The following is a 17,899-nucleotide window of genomic DNA, read 5'->3' on the forward strand; positions in this document are numbered from 1 at the left end:
CCGGTTAGGCGCCTGGCAACCCTCCCATAATGCCGTCAATGTCAGATTTCATAGCATTCCGCCCCGGCTGGCGGCCGAGGAAACGAGTGGCGTTGCCGCCGAGCAGCTTGGCGCGGGCGGTGTCGGAGAGGAACCCCGCCCGGCGGATCAGCGAGCCCACCGGCGACTCGCCCAGCGGGTAGGGGAAGTCGGAGCCGAGCATCACCCCGTCCTCTCCCATCGTGTCGACCAGCAGCCGCAGCGCCCGCTCGTCGAACACGACCGAGTCCACGCTGAACCGGTCGAGATAGTGCGACGGGGGGAACTCCGAGACCCCGACCAGGTCGTTGCGGCGGTGCCAGGCGTTCTCGAACCGGCCGAGCCAGAAGGCGAACGAGCCGCCGCCGTGCGCGAAGCACAGGCGCAGCGTCTCCGGCACCCGGTCGAGGACTCCGCCCAGGATCAGGGCCAGCACCGACAGGTGCGTCTCGGCCGGCATGCCGACCAGCCACCGCGCCATCCAGCGCTCCAGCCGGGGGCCGCCCGCCATGTCCCAGGGATGGACGAAGACGGGCGCGCCCACCGAGGCGCAGTGCTGGAGGAACTGGACGACCCCCTCGTCGTCGAGGTCGCGGTCGCCGACGTGGTTGCCGATCTCGACGCCCGCGTGGCCGGAGGCCAGGCACCGGTCCAGCTCGGCGCAGGCCAGGTCGGGGTCCTGGAGCGGCACCTGGCAGAACGGCACCAGCCGCTCGGAGGCGCAGATCTCCAGCGCCAGGTCGTTGAACACCCTCGCGACCCGTACGGCCTCGGCCGCCGGGCGCTCGTAGGAGAAGAAGACCGGCGTCGGCGAGACGACCTGGACGTCCACCCCGTCGGCGTCCATCCGCTCCAGGCGGACCGAGGGACTCCAGCAGTCGTCGGCGATCCGGCGGAACTCCCGGTCCCCGAGCAGGATCACGGCCTCCCGCTCGGAGTCGATCCTGAGCCGGGGCGCCCCCGGCCAGCCGAGCTCCGGCCAGCCCTTGGGGACGTGGTGCGTGTGGACGTCGATGATCAACGACTATCCCCTGCCGGGGTGGACGGTGCCGCAGTTCTCGCAGGTGCGCGCCTTCTCGTCGTCGTAGAACGCCTGGAAGATCGGCGGCAGGTCGGTCACGATGTCGCGGACCTGCAGCTCGACCTCGTGGACCACGCCACTGCACCGAGGGCAGTACCAGAGGAACCGCTCCAGCACGCCCTCCGGCCTGATCCGCTCCACCACCAGGCCGACCGACCCCTCCTCGGGGCGCTGCGGCGAGTGCGGCGTGTTCGCCGGGAGCAGCCACATCTGGCCCTCGCGCACGTGCACGGTCTCCGGCCCCTCGGGGGTCATCACGTTGACGTGCATGTTGCCGCGGATCTGGTAGAAGAGCTCCTCGTACGGGTCGATGTGGAAGTCGGTCCGCGCGTTCGGGCCGCCGACGACCATGACGATGAAGTCGCCGGCGTCCTCGAAGACCATCTTGTTGCCCACCGGTGGCTTGAGCAGGTGGGCGTGCTCGTCGATCCACGTGGTGAGGTCGATGGGCGGGATCACGGGCGCTCCTCCGGCCGGTGTGCCACGGCCTGAATCTCGATGAGCAGGTGCGGGTGGGGCAGTTGGTGGACGGCCACGGTGGTGCGCGCCGGGCCGGTCTCGTCGAAGTACTCCGCGTAGACCGCGTTGTACCCGCCGAAGTCGTTGATGTTCACCAGGTAGGTGGTGATCTGCACGAGATCGCTCAGGTCGGCCCCGGCCGCCCGGAGGATGTCGCCGATGTTCTCTATCACGGCCCTGGTCTGCTCGGCGATGTCGAGCGCCACCGTGCCGAACTCGTCGGCCTCGGCTCCGGCGATCGTGTTGTCGGGCCGGCGCGAGCTGGTCCCGGACACGTACAGGAAGTCTCCCGCCCGTTTGACGTGCGGGAACCTGCCCCGCGGCGCGGCCTTCCCCGCGACGACGAGCCCGTCGCTCATGATCCCTCCCCCGAAGTCCCTGGAGCCCTCGAATCCCTCGAAGCCCCTGGAACCTCCGGAGCGGGTTCCGGTGCGGAGGCGGTGAACGAGACCGAGCCCAGGTGCTGGATCTCGGCCCGTACCCGCGCGCCGGGCACGAGCGGCTCGGCGGGCGTGGCGGCACCGGCGAGGAGGACCCAGCCCGGCTCCAGGACCGTCCCCGCCTGGAGGGCCAGGCGCGCGGCCTCCGCGAGGGCCCGGCGCGGGTCGCCCAGGATCGCGCCGGTCGACCCGGCGTGGACCACGCGCCCGTCGATCTCCAGGACGACGCCCAGGTTCCAGCGCGACGGGTCGTACGGCTGCCAGGGGCCGACGGCGTACCCGGCGGCCGAGGTGTTGTCGGCGATCACGTCGGGCAGCGAGAACCTGAAGTCCTCGTAGCGCGAGTCGATGACCTCGACGCCGGTCGCGACGGCCGCGATGGCGCCCGGCGCGAGCGCGTCGCCCGGCGACGCGATGCGCCGCCCGACGAGGTAGACGACCTCCGGCTCCACTCTCGGATGGATATATATCGACATATCGGCATACGAACCGTCGAGGATGGCCGACGACTCCGGAATCCGGCCGAAGATGACGTCGCGCACGCCCATCTGGCGGCGCTTGCCCTCGCTGGTGAAGCCCAGCTTCACCCCGGCGAGCCGGTCCCCCCGCTCCAGGCGGAGCCGGATCAGCTCCTCCTGCACCCGATAGGCGTCGGCCACCCCGTAGTCCTGCTCGGGCCTCGGCACCGCGTGACCGGTGCGGGCGGCCTCGTCCAGGACGGCGGCGAGCTTGTGGAGGTCGGTCATGACCGCCTCCCCTCTCGCGCCGGGTCCGGCTGCTCCCCCGCCAGGTCCGGTCGCGCCTCCGCCCGCGCCGGGTCCGGCTGCTCTCCCGCCCCCGCCAGGTCCAGCGCGATGTCCACGATCATGTCCTCCTGGCCGCCCACCATCCGGCGGCGGCCCGCCTCGGTCAGGATGGTCCGGGTGTCGACCCCGTACCGCGCCGAGGCCGCCTCGGCGTGCCGCAGGAAGCTGGAGTAGACCCCCGCGTAGCCGAGCGTCAGCGTCTCCCTGTCCACCCGGACCGGCCGGTCCTGCAGCGGCCTGACCAGGTCGTCGGCCGCGTCCATCAGGGCGTGCAGGTCGCAGCCGTGCTCCCAGCCCATCAGGTCGGCCACCGCGGCGAACACCTCGATCGGGCAGTTGCCCGCGCCCGCGCCCATCCCGGCGAGGGAGGCGTCCACCCGGTAGGTGCCGTTCTCCACCGCGACGACCGAGTTGGCCACGCCCAGACCCAGGTTGTGGTGGGCGTGGATGCCGATCTCCGTGCCCTCGCCGAGCACCGAGCGGTAGGCCCTGACCCGCTCCCTGACCCCGTCCATGGTCAACCGGCCGCCGGAGTCGGTCACGTAGACGCAGTGGGCGCCGTACGACTCCATGAGCGCGGCCTGCCGGGCCAGCTCCTCGGCCGGAGCCATGTGGGACATCATCAGGAACCCGGCCACGTCCATCCCGAGCTCGCGCGCGGTGGAGATGTGCTGGGCGGAGATGTCGGCCTCGGTGCAGTGGGTGGCGACCCTGACCGAGGTGACGCCGAGGGCGTGGGCACGCCGGAGGTCGTGGATGGTGCCGATGCCGGGCAGCAGCAGGGTGGTCAGCTTCGCCCGCCGCACGACCCCGGCGACCGCCTCGATCCACTCGTCGTCGGTGTGCGCGCCCGCGCCGTAGTTGAAGCTGCCCCCGGCGAGACCGTCGCCGTGCGCGATCTCGATGGCCGCCACCCCGGCGGCGTCGAGGGCCGCGGCGATCTCGGCGGCCTGGGCGGCGGTGTAGCGGTGCCGGACGGCGTGCATGCCGTCCCGCAGTGTCACGTCCTGCATGTACAGCTTCACGCGCCCACCTCCGCGTCCGTACGGGCGGCCCGGCCCGAACGGCTCGCGTTCTCCGCACGGCCCTCGTCCACGGCCCGGTCCGGCGGCTCGGCCAGGCGCTCGGCCGTGCGCAGCGCGGCGGAGGTCATGATGTCGAGGTTGCCCGCGTAGGCGGGCAGGTAGTGGGCGGCGCCCTCCACCTCCAGGAAGACGGTCACCTTGACGCCGCCGTCGCGGGTGCCGTCGGGCAGCGGCTCCCCGGCCGGGATCGTCTCGAACTGCACCTCCTGCTTGAGCCGGTAGCCGGGCACGTAGTCGTTGACCCGCGCCACCATCTCCAGCACGGCGCCCGCCACCTCCGCCACGGTCGTCTCGTCGCACTCGTCCACCAGGCAGTAGACCGTGTCGCGCATGATCAGCGGCGGCTCGGCCGGGTTGAGGACGATGATCGCCTTGCCCCTCGCCGCCCCGCCGACCCGCTCGATCGCCCGGGAGGTGGTCTCGGTGAACTCGTCGATGTTGGCCCGGGTGCCGGGCCCCGCCGACCGGGAGGAGATCGAGGCGACGATCTCCGCGTACCGGACGGGCACCCGCGAGGCGACCGCCGCGACGATCGGGATGGTGGCCTGTCCGCCGCAGGTGACCATGTTGAGGTTCCGCTCGGCGAGGTGGGCGTCCAGGTTGACCGGGGGCACCACGTAGGGGCCGATTGCGGCGGGGGTGAGGTCGATGACGCGCTTGCCGTGCGCCCGGAGCACCCGGTCGTTGTGCCGGTGCGCGCCCGCGGAGGTCGCGTCGAGGACGACGTCCACCTCGGCGAACCCGGGCAGCGCGACCAGACCCTCCACGCCCTCGTGGGTGGTGGCGATCCCCCTGGAGCGGGCGCGGGCCAGGCCGTCGGAGTCGGGGTCGATGCCCGCCATCGCGACGACCTCGACCTTCTCCGACAGCAGTGCCTTGAACATCAGGTCGGTGCCGATGTTCCCCGAACCGATGATGGCGATTTTCACGAGAGGACCGCCTTCCCGAGGCACCCCGCGGTGCGAGCCGTCACGAGAACACCGCCTTCCCCCGAGGCGTGGGCCGTCACGAGAACACCGTCCTGACCGAGCCGAGGCCCTCGATGTGGGCCTCGAAGGCGTCGCCCGGCTCGACGTCGACCATCGGGCCGAGCGCGCCGGTGAGCACGACGTCCCCGGCGCGCAGCGGGAAGTCCGTGCCGCCCAGCGCGTCGGCCAGCCAGACCGCGGCGTTGAGCGGATGCCCGAGGCAGGCCGCGCCCGCGCCGGTGGAGACCTCCTGGCCGCGCCGGTTCATGGTCATCCCGGCCAGGCGCAGGTCCAGGCCGCGCAGGCTCACCGGGGTGTTGCCGAGGACGAACGCGCCGCTGGAGGCGTTGTCGGCGATCGTGTCGACGAGCGTGATGTCCCATCCCGCGATGCGGCTGTCGACGATCTCGATCGCCGGCAGCGCGAAGTCGACCGCCCGGATGACGTCGGCGACCGTGAACGGGCCGCCCTCCAGGTCGTCCTTGAGGACCAGCGCGACCTCCGCCTCGACCCTGGGCTGCAGGAAGCGGCCGGTCGGCACGGGCAGGCCGTCGAGATAGGCCATGTCGGCGAAGAGCATCCCGAAGTCCGGCCGGTCCACGCCGAGCTGGCGCTGGACCGCCGCGGAGGTCAGCCCGATCTTCCTGCCGACCAGCCTGCGGCCCTCGTCCAGCGCCCGCCTGGTGTTGATCTCCTGTACGGCGTACCCGGTCTCGGCGCTCCGGCTCGGCAGCGTCTCGCGCACCGGGGCGCACGGCTTACCGCTCCTGGCCGCCTCCAGCAGCCGGTCGGCCGCCTCCGCGTGCACGTCGGTGGCCTCGCTCCACTCAGTCATGTCCAGGCTCCAGCTTGATGGTGATCGTGGTGGGCTCGGAGTAGAAGTCCAGCGAGCGCGTACCGCCCTCGCGGCCGATGCCGGACAGCTTCACCCCGCCGAAGGGGGTGCGCAGGTCACGCAGGTACCAGGTGTTGACCCAGACCAGCCCGGCCTCCAGCGACCTGGCGACCCGGTGGGCCCTGCTCAGGTGGGAGGTCCAGACGGTCGCCGCCAGGCCGTACTCGCTGTCGTTGGCCAGCCCGACCGCCTCGGCCTCGGTGTCGAAGGGGGCGATGTGGCAGACCGGGCCGAAGATCTCCTCCCGGTTCACCCGCGAGCCGGGCGGCAGGCCGGTCAACACGGTCGGCTCGACGTAGTAACCGCCGTCGCGGTCGTCGCCGAAGCGCGGCACCCCGCCCCCGGCACGGATCTCGGCGCCCTCGTGCTTGGCCAGCTCGTAGTAGGAGAGCACCTTGTCCCGGTGCTCGGCGGAGATCATCGGCATCATCGTGGCGTCCTCGTCGGAGGGGCGGCCGAACCGCAGTTCCCCGGCGCGCGCGGCCAGCCGGGCGGTGAACTCCTCGAAGACGGGCCGCTGCACGTAGAGCCGCTCGGTGCACAGGCAGACCTGGCCGCCGTTGGTGAAGACCGACCGCACGCTCCCCTCGACGGCCGCGTCCAGGTCGGCGTCGGCGAAGACCAGCCCGGCGTTCTTGCCGCCCAGCTCGAACGAGACGGGTTTGACCCGGTCCGCGACCGCCTTCATGATCGTCGATCCGGTACGGCTCTCGCCGGTGAAGGTGACCGCGTCCACGCCGGGGTGCTCCACCAGGAACTGGCCGGTGGAGCCGCCGCCGAAGCCGTTCACGACGTTGAGGACGCCGGCGGGCAGGCCGATCGACGCGGCGATCTCCGCGAGCACCGCGAGCGAGCCCGGCGTGTGCTCCGAGGGTTTGACCACGACGGTGTTGCCCGCGACGAGTGCGGGACCGAGCTTCCAGGTCGCCAGCAGGAACGGCAGGTTCCACGGCACGATCACCGCGACCACGCCGAGGGGCTTGCGGACGGTGTAGCTCAGCACGTCCGTCAGGTGGAACGCGTCCTCCGGGTGCTGGGCCGCGATCTCGGCGAACGACCGGAAGTTCGCGGCCCCGCGCGGGATGTCCAGGGTGCGGGTCTGGGTGACCGACTTGCCGGTGTCGGCGATCTCCGCCGCCACCAGGTCCTCGAACCGCTCCTCGATCGCGTCGGCGAGGCGGCGCATCCAGGCGGCGCGCTCCGCCACCGGCAGCGCCGCCCACGCGGGCAGGGCCGCGCGGGCGGCGGCCACCGCCCTGCCGACGATCTCCCGGTCCGCCTCGCGGACCTCGCGCACCGGCAGGCCGGTCACCGGGTCATGGGTGCTGAACGTCGCGCCCTCGGCGACCGGCACCCCACCGATGAAGTGGTTCACCTGGTCAGACAAGACTGCTCCTCGGTGACGTACTCCTTAAGGTCACTATGTACGGGTATAGAGCCGTGAGTGGCCCGTAGGCAAGAATGCGTTCCGTGAAACGGAACCCCGACCGGCTGTCCGTGCTGGAGAAATCCTGGCTCGTACTCGACGCGTTCCGTCCCACGGGAGGACCGCTGCGCCTGGCCGACGTCGCCGAGCGCTGCCACCTGCCCAAGACCACCGCCTTCCGGCTGCTCACCGAACTGACCTCGATCGGCGCGGTCACCCGCCGGCCGGACGGCTACTATCTCGGCCGCCGCCTCTTCGAGCTCGGAAGCATCGTGCCCCTGGAGCGCGACCTGAGACACGCGGCGCTGCCCTTCATGCACGACCTTTACGAGGCGACCCACGAGACCGTCCACCTGGGCGTGCGCGACGGCCTCGACGTCGTCTACGTCGAGAAGATCCGCGGCCAGGAGACCTTCGCGCTGCCCTCACGTGTCGGCGGGCGCCTCCCGCTGACCTGCACCGGGATCGGCAAGGCCCTGCTGGCCTACTCCGGGCCCGACCTGATCGACGAGGTCCTCGGCCGCCCGCTGCGCCGGTTGACCCCGCACTCGATCGTCGACCCCCGCCGCCTGGAGGAGGCGATCGGCCAGATCCAGGCGGCGGGGCTGGCCTACGAGCGGGAGGAGGCGCAGCTGGGCGGCGCCTGCATCGCGGCCCCGGTGTTCGGCGACGGCGTGGCCGTGGCCGCGCTGTCCGTCTCGGTGCCGCTGGCCCGCTTCCAGCCCACCCGGCTGGCCCCGGCCGTCAAGGCCGCCGCGCTGGGCATCTCCCGCGCCCTGGCCAGAACCATCTGACGGGCAGGCCGTACGCCCGCCCGCACATCTGTCCGCGTTCGACGGGTATGCGATTCACTGCTCGCTCGTCTCACCACCCGTCCGTCGCCGCACATCAGCCGGTCGCCATACGTCAGCAGGAGGAACACGTGGAAGCTCGCACCGAGACGGTCACCGTCGCCGACGGCTCGTTCGACCTGCATCTGTGGTTGCCCCCGGCCGGCCGGGGTCCGGTCGTCCTGCTGGTCCAGGAGATCTACGGGGTGGGGCCGTACATCAGGAAGGTGGCCGAGGACCTGGCCGCGCTCGGGTACGTCGTCGGCGCCCCCGACCTGTTCTGGCGGATCCGGCCCAACTGGGTGTCCGACCACGACGACGCCGGAACGGCCCTGTCGATCGAGATGGCCTCCACGTTCGACGTTCCCCACGGGGTGGCCGACTCGGCAGTGGCACTGGCGCATCTGCGGGGGCTGCCCGAGGCGGAGGGCGGGGCCGGGGTGGTCGGATTCTGCCTGGGCGGCTCGATCGGCTACCTGCTCGCGGCCACGGTCGAGGTGGACGCGGTCCTGTCGTTCTACGGATCCGCCGTACCCGACGCGGCCGGCATGCTGGAGAAGATCACCTGCCCGCTGCTGCTCGTGTTCGGCGGTTCCGATCCCTACATCCCTCGAGAGCGGGTCTCCATGGTGGAGAAGGCCGCGGCCGGACGGTCGAACGTCGAGGTGTACGTCGCCGAGGAAGCCGGGCACGCCTTCCACAACCACGAGGCCCCGCAGTTCCACGACCCGGAGGCCGCGCGGGCCGCCTGGGACCGGGCCGTGCACTTCCTCGGACGCAACCTCGCCCCGGCCTCTCTGCCCTGAGACCGCCCCAGGCCGCTCCGATGCCGCTCTGAGACTGCCCTGACGCAGCCCTGAGTGCCCGGCCTTCCGGGAGGATGCGCCGCCTCGCCCGCGCCCGGATCTCCCGCTTCCGGACGCCTTCTCGCCGCTGCCGAGGGTGCGAACGACCCTTGCTCGAAGGTCACCTTCTCGTAACCTCGAAGGCCGTCCGGCGGGACTCCGCGCGCCGCGTCATTGATCATTGCCTCATGCACCAGGCGTGGCAGCAGTGGGGGAACATCGTTCTGGCGGCCTTCCTCGCGGTCCCCGCGGTCGTCGTGGCCGTCCGCCTGCTGACCCTCCACCGCGCCCGCGCCGGTCACCCCTTCCCCGCCCGCACCGCCCTGGCCGACGTGGTCGCGGTGGCCGGGACCGCACCCTGGATCTGGATGATCCTCACCCCCGGGGTGGGGGTCTCGGGCGTCAGTCTCGTCCCGTTCGCGGACCTGTGGGCGACCCTCCACGGACCGGGACAGGCGGCGTTCGTGCAGGTCGGAGGGAATCTCCTGGTCTTCGCCGCGCTCGGGGCCATGCTTCCGGTGCGTTCGGCGCGGTTCGCGTCACTCGCCGGGATCGCGGCCGTGGCGGCCGGGGCGTCGCTCACCGTGGAGATCCTCCAGTACGCCCTGCGCCTGGGACGGGTGAGCTCCGTCGACGACGTGATCGTCAACGCGACGGGGGCCGTGCTGGCCGCGATCGTCACGCGCCGGTGGTGGGCCGTCCGAATACCGGCTGGGACCGTTCCACGGTAACGGACCGAAGAAACTCTTTAAGATCGCCACACGGGCACGATCCTCCCAAAAGAAGCACGATACCAACCTCCGTATCTGTGCGATCGTGGACAAGGCGGGGCAAGTTCTCTGGAGACGCCAAACCCGGTTGGTGACAGAGGGTGATCGAACGTGCAGCAGTCCCCGGTACCTCCCGAGCCCCCGATCTATCGGCGCATCGCCGACGGGCTTCGCGAAGCGATCCTGTCCGGTGATCTCCGAGACGGGGATCGGCTTCCGGGCGAGAACGCCCTGATGGCGACGCACGGCATAGCCCGTGCCACCGCCAGGCAGGCCCTGTCCGTACTAATCAACGAAGGACTGGCCGTCCCCAAACGCGGCTCAGGGGTGTACGTCAGGCAGTTCCGCCCCATCAGGCGGCACGGCTCCCGGCGACTCTCCCGTGACCACTGGGGGCGCGGCGAGGCCATCTGGGACTCCGACACCAGGGGGCGCCCCTACACCGTGGACGAGGTGGACATCGACCGGGAGACCGCCGAGGACGCCGTGGCCCGGGTGCTGGGCAGTCCCGAGGTGTGGGTCCGCAGGCGGCGCTACTCGGTGGACGAGCGGCCGGTCCAGCTGTCGGTCTCCCATTTCCCCGCCGCCCTGGTGGAGGGAACCGCGATCACGAGAGAGGACACGGGCCCGGGAGGCGTCTACGCGCGCCTCGGCGAGCTCGGCCACGCCCCGGTGCACTTCACCGAGGAGATCAGGGCCCGCATGCCCCATCCCCATGAGACCGTCCAGCTTGACCTGCCCGCGGGCACCCCGGTCATCGTGATCGCCCGGGTCGCCCGCACCGCCGACGGCGTCGCCGTCGAGGTCAACGAGATGGTCCTCGACGCCGCATCTTACGTACTTCAGTACGACTTCGACTCATAGATCAAGGCCATCCGTCAACCGATAGGTTGACCTGTCCCCTGCGATCATTGATTTCTCTAGAGAAGTGCCTCACCGTCAGAGGTGGAACGTCGCAAAGACGGGCCTGGGCGCGGGGAAGGTGCACAGATGTCTTTCGACCGGCATCTCGCTGAAATCGCCCGGGAGTTCCCCGACTGGACGATCTGGCGGAGCGACGCGGGCAGGTGGTGGGCCACTCGCCACCACCCGCTGACCTCCGCCCAGCGCGATGTCGGCTGCGCGATGACCATCGATGCGGACGATCCGGAAGGGCTGCGCGAGCAGCTACTCGACCAGCGGGAACGTTCCCGCGGCACGGAGCCGGGAGCGGACACCTGAAGACCGCCCGGTGCCGGGATGAGCGGATCCGATGCGGTCCCGGCGCCGGGCCCCCAATCGCGGAAGCCCCCGACCCTATCGGGGGCGGGGGCTTCCGCTTGATCTTCGGACCACTCCCGCCACCCGTGACGCGTAGCGTCTCCCCTGCCGCACGAACCCGCTTCACGGTCTCCGGGGGCGGGATCCCCTACTTCCTGGGGGTGGCGTACTTCTCCTCGTCCTTCCCGGCCTTCCCCGCCGCCGGCCCGTCGTCGTCGGCGACGTCGTCGTCGCCGACCACCTCGACATGCATCTCGTCGAAACGGTCGTCGTCCCGGCCGTGCCGCTCGTCCGCGCCCCCGGCGGGGACCTCGTCGTCCACGATCACCCGTACGGACTCCAGATCGGGCGAGTCGTCGAACCCGGCGTCGTCCCGCACGCCCTCGGGCGCGTCCTCGGATCCGGCGTGCCGGGCGGGTCCGGTCTGTCCCGAGGGCGTCCTGGCGCCGTCGTGCGCGACGGTGTCCGCCGCGCCGGGCGCGCCCTGGGAGCCGTCCGGAGCCTCGGCGGGACCGGAACCGGGAGCGGGAGCGGGACTGGAATCGGCACCGGGACCGAGGGCGGGGGCGGCCGGCGCGGGCTGGACGCGAGCCGGGGGCAGCACGGAGCCCTCGTCGATCAGGGCTCCGGCCGCGGCCTCGCGGTGGAGCAGGTCTCCCAGGACGGAGCTCATCTCGTGCAGGCGGCGCATGACCTCGTGGTGGGTGTCGGTGAGATAGACGACCCGGCGACCGGTGGTCTCGTCCAGGGCGGCGGCGCGCTGCTGGGCCGTCGACAGGGTGGAGTGCGCGTCGGTGTTGGCGGCGCGGACGGTCGCCTCCGCCTCGGCGCCGGCGGCGCTCAGGGTGGCGTCCGCCTCGGCGCGGGCCTCCTGGACCGTCCGCTCGGCCTCGTTCCTCGCCGAGGTGACCATCCGGTCAGCCTCGGTTCGGGCGCCGCGCAGGGTCTCCTCGGACTCGGTACGGGCCGCGTTGAGCGTCTCCTCGGCGTCGTTACCGGCCTGGGCGAGCATCTGCTCGGCGGCGGCGGTGGCCTCGGCGACCCGGCGCTCGGCCTCCTGCTGCGCGGCGTTCAGAATGCCCTCGGCCCGGCCCCGCGCGGAGTTGATCAGCCGCTCGGCCTCCGCGGCCGCGTCGTCACGGAGCTTGATCGCCTCCGCCTCGGCGACCTGCTTCTTGGAGGTGGCCTCCTCCTCGCCGAGTTTCAGGATCTGGCTGAGCCTCTGGCCGAGTTCGTCGTAGTCCTGCGGGGCGTCGGAGAGCCTCCTGCGGGCCTCGGCCAGCTCGATCCGGCCCTGCTCGGCCTGGTCGATCGCCCGCGCGAGCCGCTCCTCCAAGTCGCGGATCTGGTGGCGGTGGCGGTCCATGTATTCGTGAACCTGACGACGGCTGTAGCCGCGCAGGGCGACCTCGAACGAGTCCTCGTGCATCAGGTCGGGAAAGCTGTCGTGCTGGTTTGTCATGGCACTGCCCGTGGAGGTTGTGTGGCGGGAAAGGAGACGTCAGGAGACGACTTTCCTGCTTACTGCCCAAGTCCGCAACCGGAACGCCCGACCTGCTTGCGGAAATACCGGACAGATCACCCCCTCGTACCATCGTCATCATGAACGCCACGCCCTACATCGCCGCCCTCGACGGCGACGCGATCCCGCGGATCCATCCGGACGCCTACATCGCCCCCGGAGCGGTGGTCGTCGGGAGGGTACGGCTGGGCCGTGCCGCGAACGTCTGGTACGGCTCGGTCCTGCGCGGCGAGGACGAGGACGTCGAGGTCGGGGAGGAGTGCAACATCCAGGACCTGTGCTGCCTGCACGCCGACCCGGGCGAGCCGGCCGTGCTGGAGCCCCGGGTGAGCCTCGGGCACAAGGCCATGGTGCACGGGGCACACGTGGAGACCGGCGCGCTCGTGGGCATCGGCGCGATCGTGCTCGGCGGCGCCAGGATCGGCGCGGGATCGCTGATCGCGGCGGGCGCCCTGGTGGGGCCGGGAAAGCGGATCCCGGCGGGGGTGCTCGTCGCGGGCGTCCCCGGGAAGATCGTCCGTGAGCTCACCGACGACGACCGCGACTCGTTCGCCCGTACACCGGCCGGCTACATCGCCAAGGCGGCCCGCCACCGGGCCGCGACCGTCCTCCCACCGGCCTGAGCGGCCTGGACGAACTGAACGACCTGAACGACCTCGGCACCCGGACGCCTGAGGATCCGAAGCCCCGGACGCCCAGGTGTCCGGGCGTTCCGGGATCTTCCGGCCCCGGACCGCGACCGCACGGCCCCGACGCGGCGGCGGGGAGGGCCTTACGATCGTGCCAGGCCCCATCGGGGGATCTCGGGGCCTGGCACGACCTTGACCGAAGGGAGGCAGGGGCATCCCGCCCGTGGCGCAGGCCAGGGGCCCTCGCCCCGGAATGCCGATGACCGGCATGTGGCAGTGGGACGGGTTCGACGCCATCGAGAACGACGTGCGGACCATGGTCGCCGACCACCGGTGGGTGGCGCTGCCGCCGCTCGCGCGCGCCCAGGCCATCGCGCAGCGCACGCTGGCCACCCCGGACGGCGGGCGCTGGCTGTTCGGCGCCCACGCCCGGTGGTACCGGCAGGATGCCGCCGACGGCCGCTGGTACCTGACCGCTCCCCCCGCCGACCGGGACTTCCGCGCCGCGGCGCACGTGGTCCACGCCACCTCGATGATCTTGCCGCACCTGGTGCCGACCGGCGCCGACCTCGTCGCCGACCGGGGATCGGTCCAGGGGTTCGTCGGCCCCGACGTGCCGTACGAGATCACCGAGCGGGTCCGCGAGCTGCTGGTCGCCCAGCGCGGCAGGCGCAGGGAGGACTTCCCGATCACCGGGCCGTTCGCCGAGCTCTTCGCCCGGGAGGTGGCCAGTCCCGTCGCCGCGATCTGGGGCACGCTCATGTGGTGCGCCTACGCCCCCGCCTTCGACGGCAACGAGGTGCTGCTGTCGATGTTCGGGGAGTTCCTGGCCCGCCCGCTGCCCGGCGACGAGTGGGTCCGCTGGCTGCCGCCCACCTCGCTGGGCGACCTGGTCGCGCTGTACGGCGAGCGGGTCAGGGCCGGGCACCCGGAGGCGGGCCTGCGGCTGGTCGCGTTGATGGCCGACACCGCCACCGTGGTGCGTGAGGACCCGAGGTTCAGGCCGAGGGCCGACGCCCTGCTGTCCATGGTCGAGCCGTTGCTGCGCCGGGCCTGCCGGGATCCCGCCGTGGCCCACCAGGGGGACGAGGCCGTACGGCACGCGTGGCTCTCGCGCTGCCCGCCCCACCTGACGCTGCCCGACACCTCGCCCGGCGAGTACTTCCAGCACGCGGTCTACGACCTGGTCCAGGCGCTGGGCTTCCTCGCCCCGATGGGCGCCGACCCCCGGGCGGTGGCCGCCTCGCTGCTCGCCGCCGATCTGTCGGACGTCGCGCCCAGGGCGGCCGACGGTGTCTACCCGTGGCTGGATCCCGAGCTGCGGCACATCCTCCACGTGGTGCTCACCGACGCCTCGCACCCGCTGCGGGGGTGCTGGCCGCGTTCCGGAGAGCTGCCCGCGGCGCTCCACCCGCCGGACCGTGCCGCGGCGGCGGCCCTGCTCGGCGCCGCCTACGCCACCGGGCTTGCGTGGTGCCGCCTCACGGGAACCGAGATACCGGAGCGGGGATTTCCGACGGCCTCCGCGGTCGTGCACCGGCTGACGCACGAGCGCGACGATCCCGTCCCCGGAGTATCGGGGACTTACCGTTGCTTGTGAGTGCGCTTTGGTAAGCGCGCTCTCAGGCAGCTTCCGGCTTGCGCCGGAGCGTTCCCCGTTTCCGGGGTTCCCGTTTCGCCGGTGCGCGCCCGGCACAGGTGCCGGGTCTTACCACTCCTCCACGGGCGTTTACCGTCTCCCCGCGACTCTGGGCGGCGTCGGCCGCGAGCGCGACCGCCGAGGTGGGGTCGGTGGAGACGGGCAGGTCGATGAAGACGCCTCCGCCGAAGAGACGCAGGCCTACCCCATGGTGGTTGCGTCGTGCGAGGCGACGGGATCGACGTCTGCGGCCAGGATCAGCCGTCCGACCTTACGGGTGGGCACGGGCCAGGCGCCTTCCCGATCCCACCGGTAAGCGGTGATCGGGTGGACACCCTGCGCCTTAACCCACTCTTTCAAGATCACTCACGCATACTGATACATGCTCCACCACCAACTGCTTCCAACCCCCGTCACTTCTGACACGCACCGGTATGCCTAAACCACAAATACAGTTATTTCATCCTTACTCTCCCTATATCCTTCTAGCCCCCTACGCATCAGACAATTAGCTGAATTGTGATCTCCTAAACGGGAAATGATCCTCCTTGAGGATGTGCCGGGCGGGGCGAGGAATGGTCCCGATGGGCCATGGGCACCGATGTCCGCCCGCCGTAACCTCGAAGTGGGTGTGGGCTGCGGAAGGAAGGACGACGCGGTGGGGCACGACGACCTGGACTCTAGGGTCCACGACCGTGTCGCGTTGGACGAGATCGCGCTCTATGCCGAGGTGCTGTCCGCCGTCGCGATCAGCGAACGGCCCCTCACCTTGGTGGAGCTCGACAACGCGCTCGGATTGAGCGCTTCGGCTGTTTGCTGAAGCCTCGGGAAGAACCGTTTCCAAGACCTGGTCCCGGACCCTCCAACGGGGTCCGGGACGTGGTCGGAAAAGATAGTCATGTGACTAGTCACGAACGGACGAGACGGGCGATCGCGGCCGACGCCTCCTTGACCTTCTCCTGAGCCTCCGGCCCTCCGGCGTTGACGGCGTCGGCGACGCAGTGCCCGATGTGGTCCTCCAGCAGGCCCAGCGCCACCGCCTGGAGCGCCCGCGTGGCGGCCGAGACCTGGGTCAGCACGTCGATGCAGTAGGCATCCTCTTCGACCATCCGCTGCAGACCCCTGATCTGTCCCTCGACGCGCCGCAACCGAGTCAGATAAGCCTGCTTGTCACCGCTGTACCCATGCATGTCCCAACGGTACCGGTGTCAGGCACGGCGGGACGTGGCCGCGATCAGTTTCTCCCAGCGGTCGGCCACCGAGGACGCGTCGTGGTCCGCCGCGACCTCCAGGGCGCCCGCGGCCAGCCCCCTGCGCCGTCCCTCGTCGTCGATGAGCGCGAGCAGCGCGGACGCGTACGCCTCGATCTCGTCCTCCCCCTCGGCGACCAGCACCCCGTTCCGCCCGTCGGCCACGAACTCGCCCGGTCCCCGGGGGCCGTCGAACGCGATCACCGGCACCCCGCTGGCCATCGCCTCGATCACGGTCATCCCGAGCACCTCCGTCCTGGAGGTCGTCGCCACGATCGACGCCTTGGCGAACTCGCCGGTCAGGTCGGAGGTCGTCCCCATGAAGTAGACGTGGTTGTGCAGATCGAGGTCGCCGACCAGGGCGCGCAGGCGCTTCTCCTCGGGGCCCCCGCCGTACAGGCGCAGCCGCCAGTCGGGGCGCTTGCCCGCGACGACGGCGAACGCGCGGATCAGCCGGTCGTGGGCCTTCACCGGCACCAGACGCCCTCCCGCGGCGACGATGCGGTTGTCCATCCGCGAGCGCGGCCACGGCCCGGCGGGCAGCGCGTCCGGGATCACGCCGACCGGGACGTTCCCGCCGAGCAGGTGGTCCCACTCCTGCCGGCTCGTCTCGGTGGCGGCGGCGACCGCGTCCAGGCGCGGGTAGAACTTCCTGATCGGCCCGGGCACCGGCGGCCGGCCCCACTCGCGGGCGATCCGCGTGACGTCGCGCGGCGCGTGCCTGGCCACCTGGACGCTCAGCCCCGGCCGGGTGCTGATGAGCACGTCGGTCCGCAGCCCGCGCAGCCGCCGCCAGAGGGCGACCTCGGTGCGCATCTGGCCCCGCGGGAGCAGGTATCTGACCCCCGGCTGGGCGTCGACCACCCAGGAGAGCCTCACACCGGACGCCACCGGGAAGAACGGTTTCTCCCGGTGGCGGCGGACGCTGATGATCTCGACCTCGTGACGTTCTGCCAGCTCCCCCGCGAGGTTGACGATCGAGCGGACGTCACCGCGCATGCCGTAGACGGAGGGGGTGAGAAGGCAGATCCTCACCCGCCGACCTCGATCCTGAGCTCGTCGTCCGCCGTGTAGCAGGGCCGGATCGGCACGCCGTCGATCTGCGTGGCGGGATAGTGCAGGCGGCGGCGCTTGCCGTCGACGTCGTCCAGCCGGGAACCCAGCCGCAGCGGCGTGGCCACGCCGCGTACCTCCAGCGAGGGTTCCCAGGTGCCTGTCTGGTCGGGGGCGGCGGCGAGTACGTCGCACAGCGAGAGCGCGGCGTGGAAACGCACCCCCTGGACCGTTGCAACGGAGGTCAGCTCCGCGTCGGGCCGGCTGCGGCGCAGGGCGAGCTTCGCCTCGTGCCGCGCCTCGTCGTCGTCGAGGCCGGTGAAGGCCAGCAGCCCGGTGACCTCGAAGCGCCCCTCCCTGAACCAGACGGAACGGACCTCCGCCGCCGGCTGGGCGTCGTCGACCTTCAGGGCGAGGAAGCCGTTGCGGGTCCGGTAGGCGCGGTAGGCCAGCGTTCTGCGGCTCAGCGCGTACGCGTCGAGGTGGTCGAGGGAGAATCCGGGATCGACACTGCGCAGCCGCGTGCGCGCCGCACCCTGTTGCAGGTAGGTGTCCCAGCGGCCGGGACCGAGTTCGAGGGGCGCGAGCGAGACCGCCAGCTCCGCCTCGCGCATCCGTACGCCCGGCGTGCCCAGCGGCACCCGGCTCTCGACCGAGGTGGCCCGGTTACGCAGGACCAGTTCGGTGCCGTCGGCCAGAGGTTCGTCGACGGCCAGCCGAAGTGAGAGAACATCGGCCAGGGTAACCTCGGCATCGCTGACGACGACGGGCATCGTCAAGCCCCCTCCCCGTTGAATGAGCTACGCGACGTTGAGGTTACCGTGATTTTCCCGTTATGTGGAGAAAGGTTTTCGGACCTGACA

At 71.4% G+C, this 17,899-nt stretch carries 19 protein-coding genes; 7 read left to right on the plus strand and 12 right to left on the minus strand.

Annotated features, from left to right (window positions below; all coding sequences use genetic code 11):
• Positions 1-4 precede the first annotated feature (4 nt).
• From ACVCAG_RS25240 to ACVCAG_RS25275, 8 genes are all read right to left on the minus strand, one after another.
• The gene (locus tag ACVCAG_RS25240; RefSeq protein ID WP_440086701.1) at positions 5-1,039 is read right to left on the minus strand and encodes an amidohydrolase family protein; all 1,035 of its coding nucleotides are present in this window, start codon (positions 1,037-1,039) and stop codon (positions 5-7) included.
• A 3-nt stretch (positions 1,040-1,042) separates the two neighbouring features.
• Positions 1,043-1,558 carry a 3-hydroxyanthranilate 3,4-dioxygenase gene (locus ACVCAG_RS25245; RefSeq protein WP_440086702.1) on the minus strand — a complete coding sequence of 172 codons (516 nt, stop codon included), beginning with the start codon at positions 1,556-1,558 and terminating at the stop codon, positions 1,043-1,045.
• Positions 1,555-1,977, minus strand: a complete 423-nt coding sequence (locus tag ACVCAG_RS25250; protein WP_440086703.1) for a RidA family protein — start codon at positions 1,975-1,977, stop codon at positions 1,555-1,557. The genes ACVCAG_RS25245 and ACVCAG_RS25250 overlap by 4 nt, the downstream gene beginning before the upstream one ends.
• Entirely contained in the window at positions 1,974-2,804 is an 831-nt protein-coding gene (locus ACVCAG_RS25255) for a 2-keto-4-pentenoate hydratase (protein ID WP_447190382.1), read from the minus strand. Before ACVCAG_RS25255 ends, ACVCAG_RS25250 begins: the two co-directional genes overlap by 4 nt.
• Entirely contained in the window at positions 2,801-3,889 is a 1,089-nt protein-coding gene (dmpG, locus tag ACVCAG_RS25260; protein ID WP_440086705.1) for a 4-hydroxy-2-oxovalerate aldolase, read from the minus strand. The genes ACVCAG_RS25255 and dmpG overlap by 4 nt, the downstream gene beginning before the upstream one ends.
• Entirely contained in the window at positions 3,886-4,878 is a 993-nt protein-coding gene (locus ACVCAG_RS25265; protein WP_447190383.1) for an acetaldehyde dehydrogenase (acetylating), read from the minus strand. The genes dmpG and ACVCAG_RS25265 overlap by 4 nt, the downstream gene beginning before the upstream one ends.
• Positions 4,879-4,954: 76 nt before the next feature.
• Positions 4,955-5,752, minus strand: a complete 798-nt coding sequence (locus ACVCAG_RS25270; protein WP_440086707.1) for a fumarylacetoacetate hydrolase family protein — start codon at positions 5,750-5,752, stop codon at positions 4,955-4,957.
• Positions 5,745-7,199 (minus strand): 2-hydroxymuconic semialdehyde dehydrogenase, encoded by a 1,455-nt coding sequence (locus ACVCAG_RS25275; RefSeq protein ID WP_440086708.1) that lies wholly within the window; start codon positions 7,197-7,199, stop codon positions 5,745-5,747. Before ACVCAG_RS25275 ends, ACVCAG_RS25270 begins: the two co-directional genes overlap by 8 nt.
• Positions 7,200-7,273: 74 nt before the next feature.
• Between ACVCAG_RS25275 and ACVCAG_RS25280 the strand changes: the two genes are divergently transcribed.
• The 5 genes from ACVCAG_RS25280 (at position 7,274) to ACVCAG_RS25300 (ending at position 10,904) form a co-directional block, all read left to right on the plus strand.
• Positions 7,274-8,032, plus strand: a complete 759-nt coding sequence (locus ACVCAG_RS25280) for an IclR family transcriptional regulator (protein ID WP_362695205.1) — start codon at positions 7,274-7,276, stop codon at positions 8,030-8,032.
• Positions 8,033-8,160: 128 nt separating this feature from the next.
• Complete coding sequence (locus ACVCAG_RS25285) at positions 8,161-8,874, plus strand: dienelactone hydrolase family protein (protein WP_447190384.1); 714 nt, start codon at positions 8,161-8,163, stop codon at positions 8,872-8,874.
• Positions 8,875-9,101: 227 nt separating this feature from the next.
• Complete coding sequence (locus ACVCAG_RS25290; protein ID WP_447190385.1) at positions 9,102-9,644, plus strand: VanZ family protein; 543 nt, start codon at positions 9,102-9,104, stop codon at positions 9,642-9,644.
• 150 nt (positions 9,645-9,794) lie between these two features.
• Complete coding sequence (locus ACVCAG_RS25295) at positions 9,795-10,547, plus strand: UTRA domain-containing protein (protein WP_440086713.1); 753 nt, start codon at positions 9,795-9,797, stop codon at positions 10,545-10,547.
• Positions 10,548-10,673: 126 nt separating this feature from the next.
• The gene (locus ACVCAG_RS25300; RefSeq protein ID WP_440086714.1) at positions 10,674-10,904 is read left to right on the plus strand and encodes a hypothetical protein; all 231 of its coding nucleotides are present in this window, start codon (positions 10,674-10,676) and stop codon (positions 10,902-10,904) included.
• Between the two features lie 187 nt (positions 10,905-11,091).
• Here the strand turns inward: ACVCAG_RS25300 and ACVCAG_RS25305 are convergent, their stop codons facing one another.
• Positions 11,092-12,405, minus strand: a complete 1,314-nt coding sequence (locus tag ACVCAG_RS25305) for a hypothetical protein (protein WP_440086715.1) — start codon at positions 12,403-12,405, stop codon at positions 11,092-11,094.
• 140 nt (positions 12,406-12,545) lie between these two features.
• Here ACVCAG_RS25305 and ACVCAG_RS25310 point away from each other — a divergent pair, with 140 nt between their 5' ends.
• Both ACVCAG_RS25310 and ACVCAG_RS25315 read left to right on the plus strand, forming a co-directional pair.
• Positions 12,546-13,088 carry a gamma carbonic anhydrase family protein gene (locus tag ACVCAG_RS25310; RefSeq protein WP_440071334.1) on the plus strand — a complete coding sequence of 181 codons (543 nt, stop codon included), beginning with the start codon at positions 12,546-12,548 and terminating at the stop codon, positions 13,086-13,088.
• A 265-nt stretch (positions 13,089-13,353) separates the two neighbouring features.
• Complete coding sequence (locus ACVCAG_RS25315; protein ID WP_440086716.1) at positions 13,354-14,694, plus strand: hypothetical protein; 1,341 nt, start codon at positions 13,354-13,356, stop codon at positions 14,692-14,694.
• 947 nt (positions 14,695-15,641) lie between these two features.
• On the opposite strand, the gene ACVCAG_RS25320 is transcribed toward ACVCAG_RS25315, so the two are convergent.
• From ACVCAG_RS25320 to ACVCAG_RS25330, 3 genes are read right to left on the minus strand one after another with little or no spacing between them, the layout of a single operon-like run.
• Entirely contained in the window at positions 15,642-15,923 is a 282-nt protein-coding gene (locus ACVCAG_RS25320; protein WP_440086718.1) for a metal-sensitive transcriptional regulator, read from the minus strand.
• An 18-nt stretch (positions 15,924-15,941) separates the two neighbouring features.
• Positions 15,942-17,018, minus strand: coding sequence for a glycosyltransferase (locus tag ACVCAG_RS25325; RefSeq protein ID WP_440086719.1), 1,077 nt, complete (start codon positions 17,016-17,018; stop codon positions 15,942-15,944).
• Entirely contained in the window at positions 17,015-17,809 is a 795-nt protein-coding gene (locus tag ACVCAG_RS25330) for a hypothetical protein (RefSeq protein WP_440086831.1), read from the minus strand. The genes ACVCAG_RS25325 and ACVCAG_RS25330 overlap by 4 nt, the downstream gene beginning before the upstream one ends.
• Between the last annotated feature and the right edge of the window lie 90 nt (positions 17,810-17,899).

It is taken from the genome of Streptosporangium sp. G12, assembly GCF_052983175.1.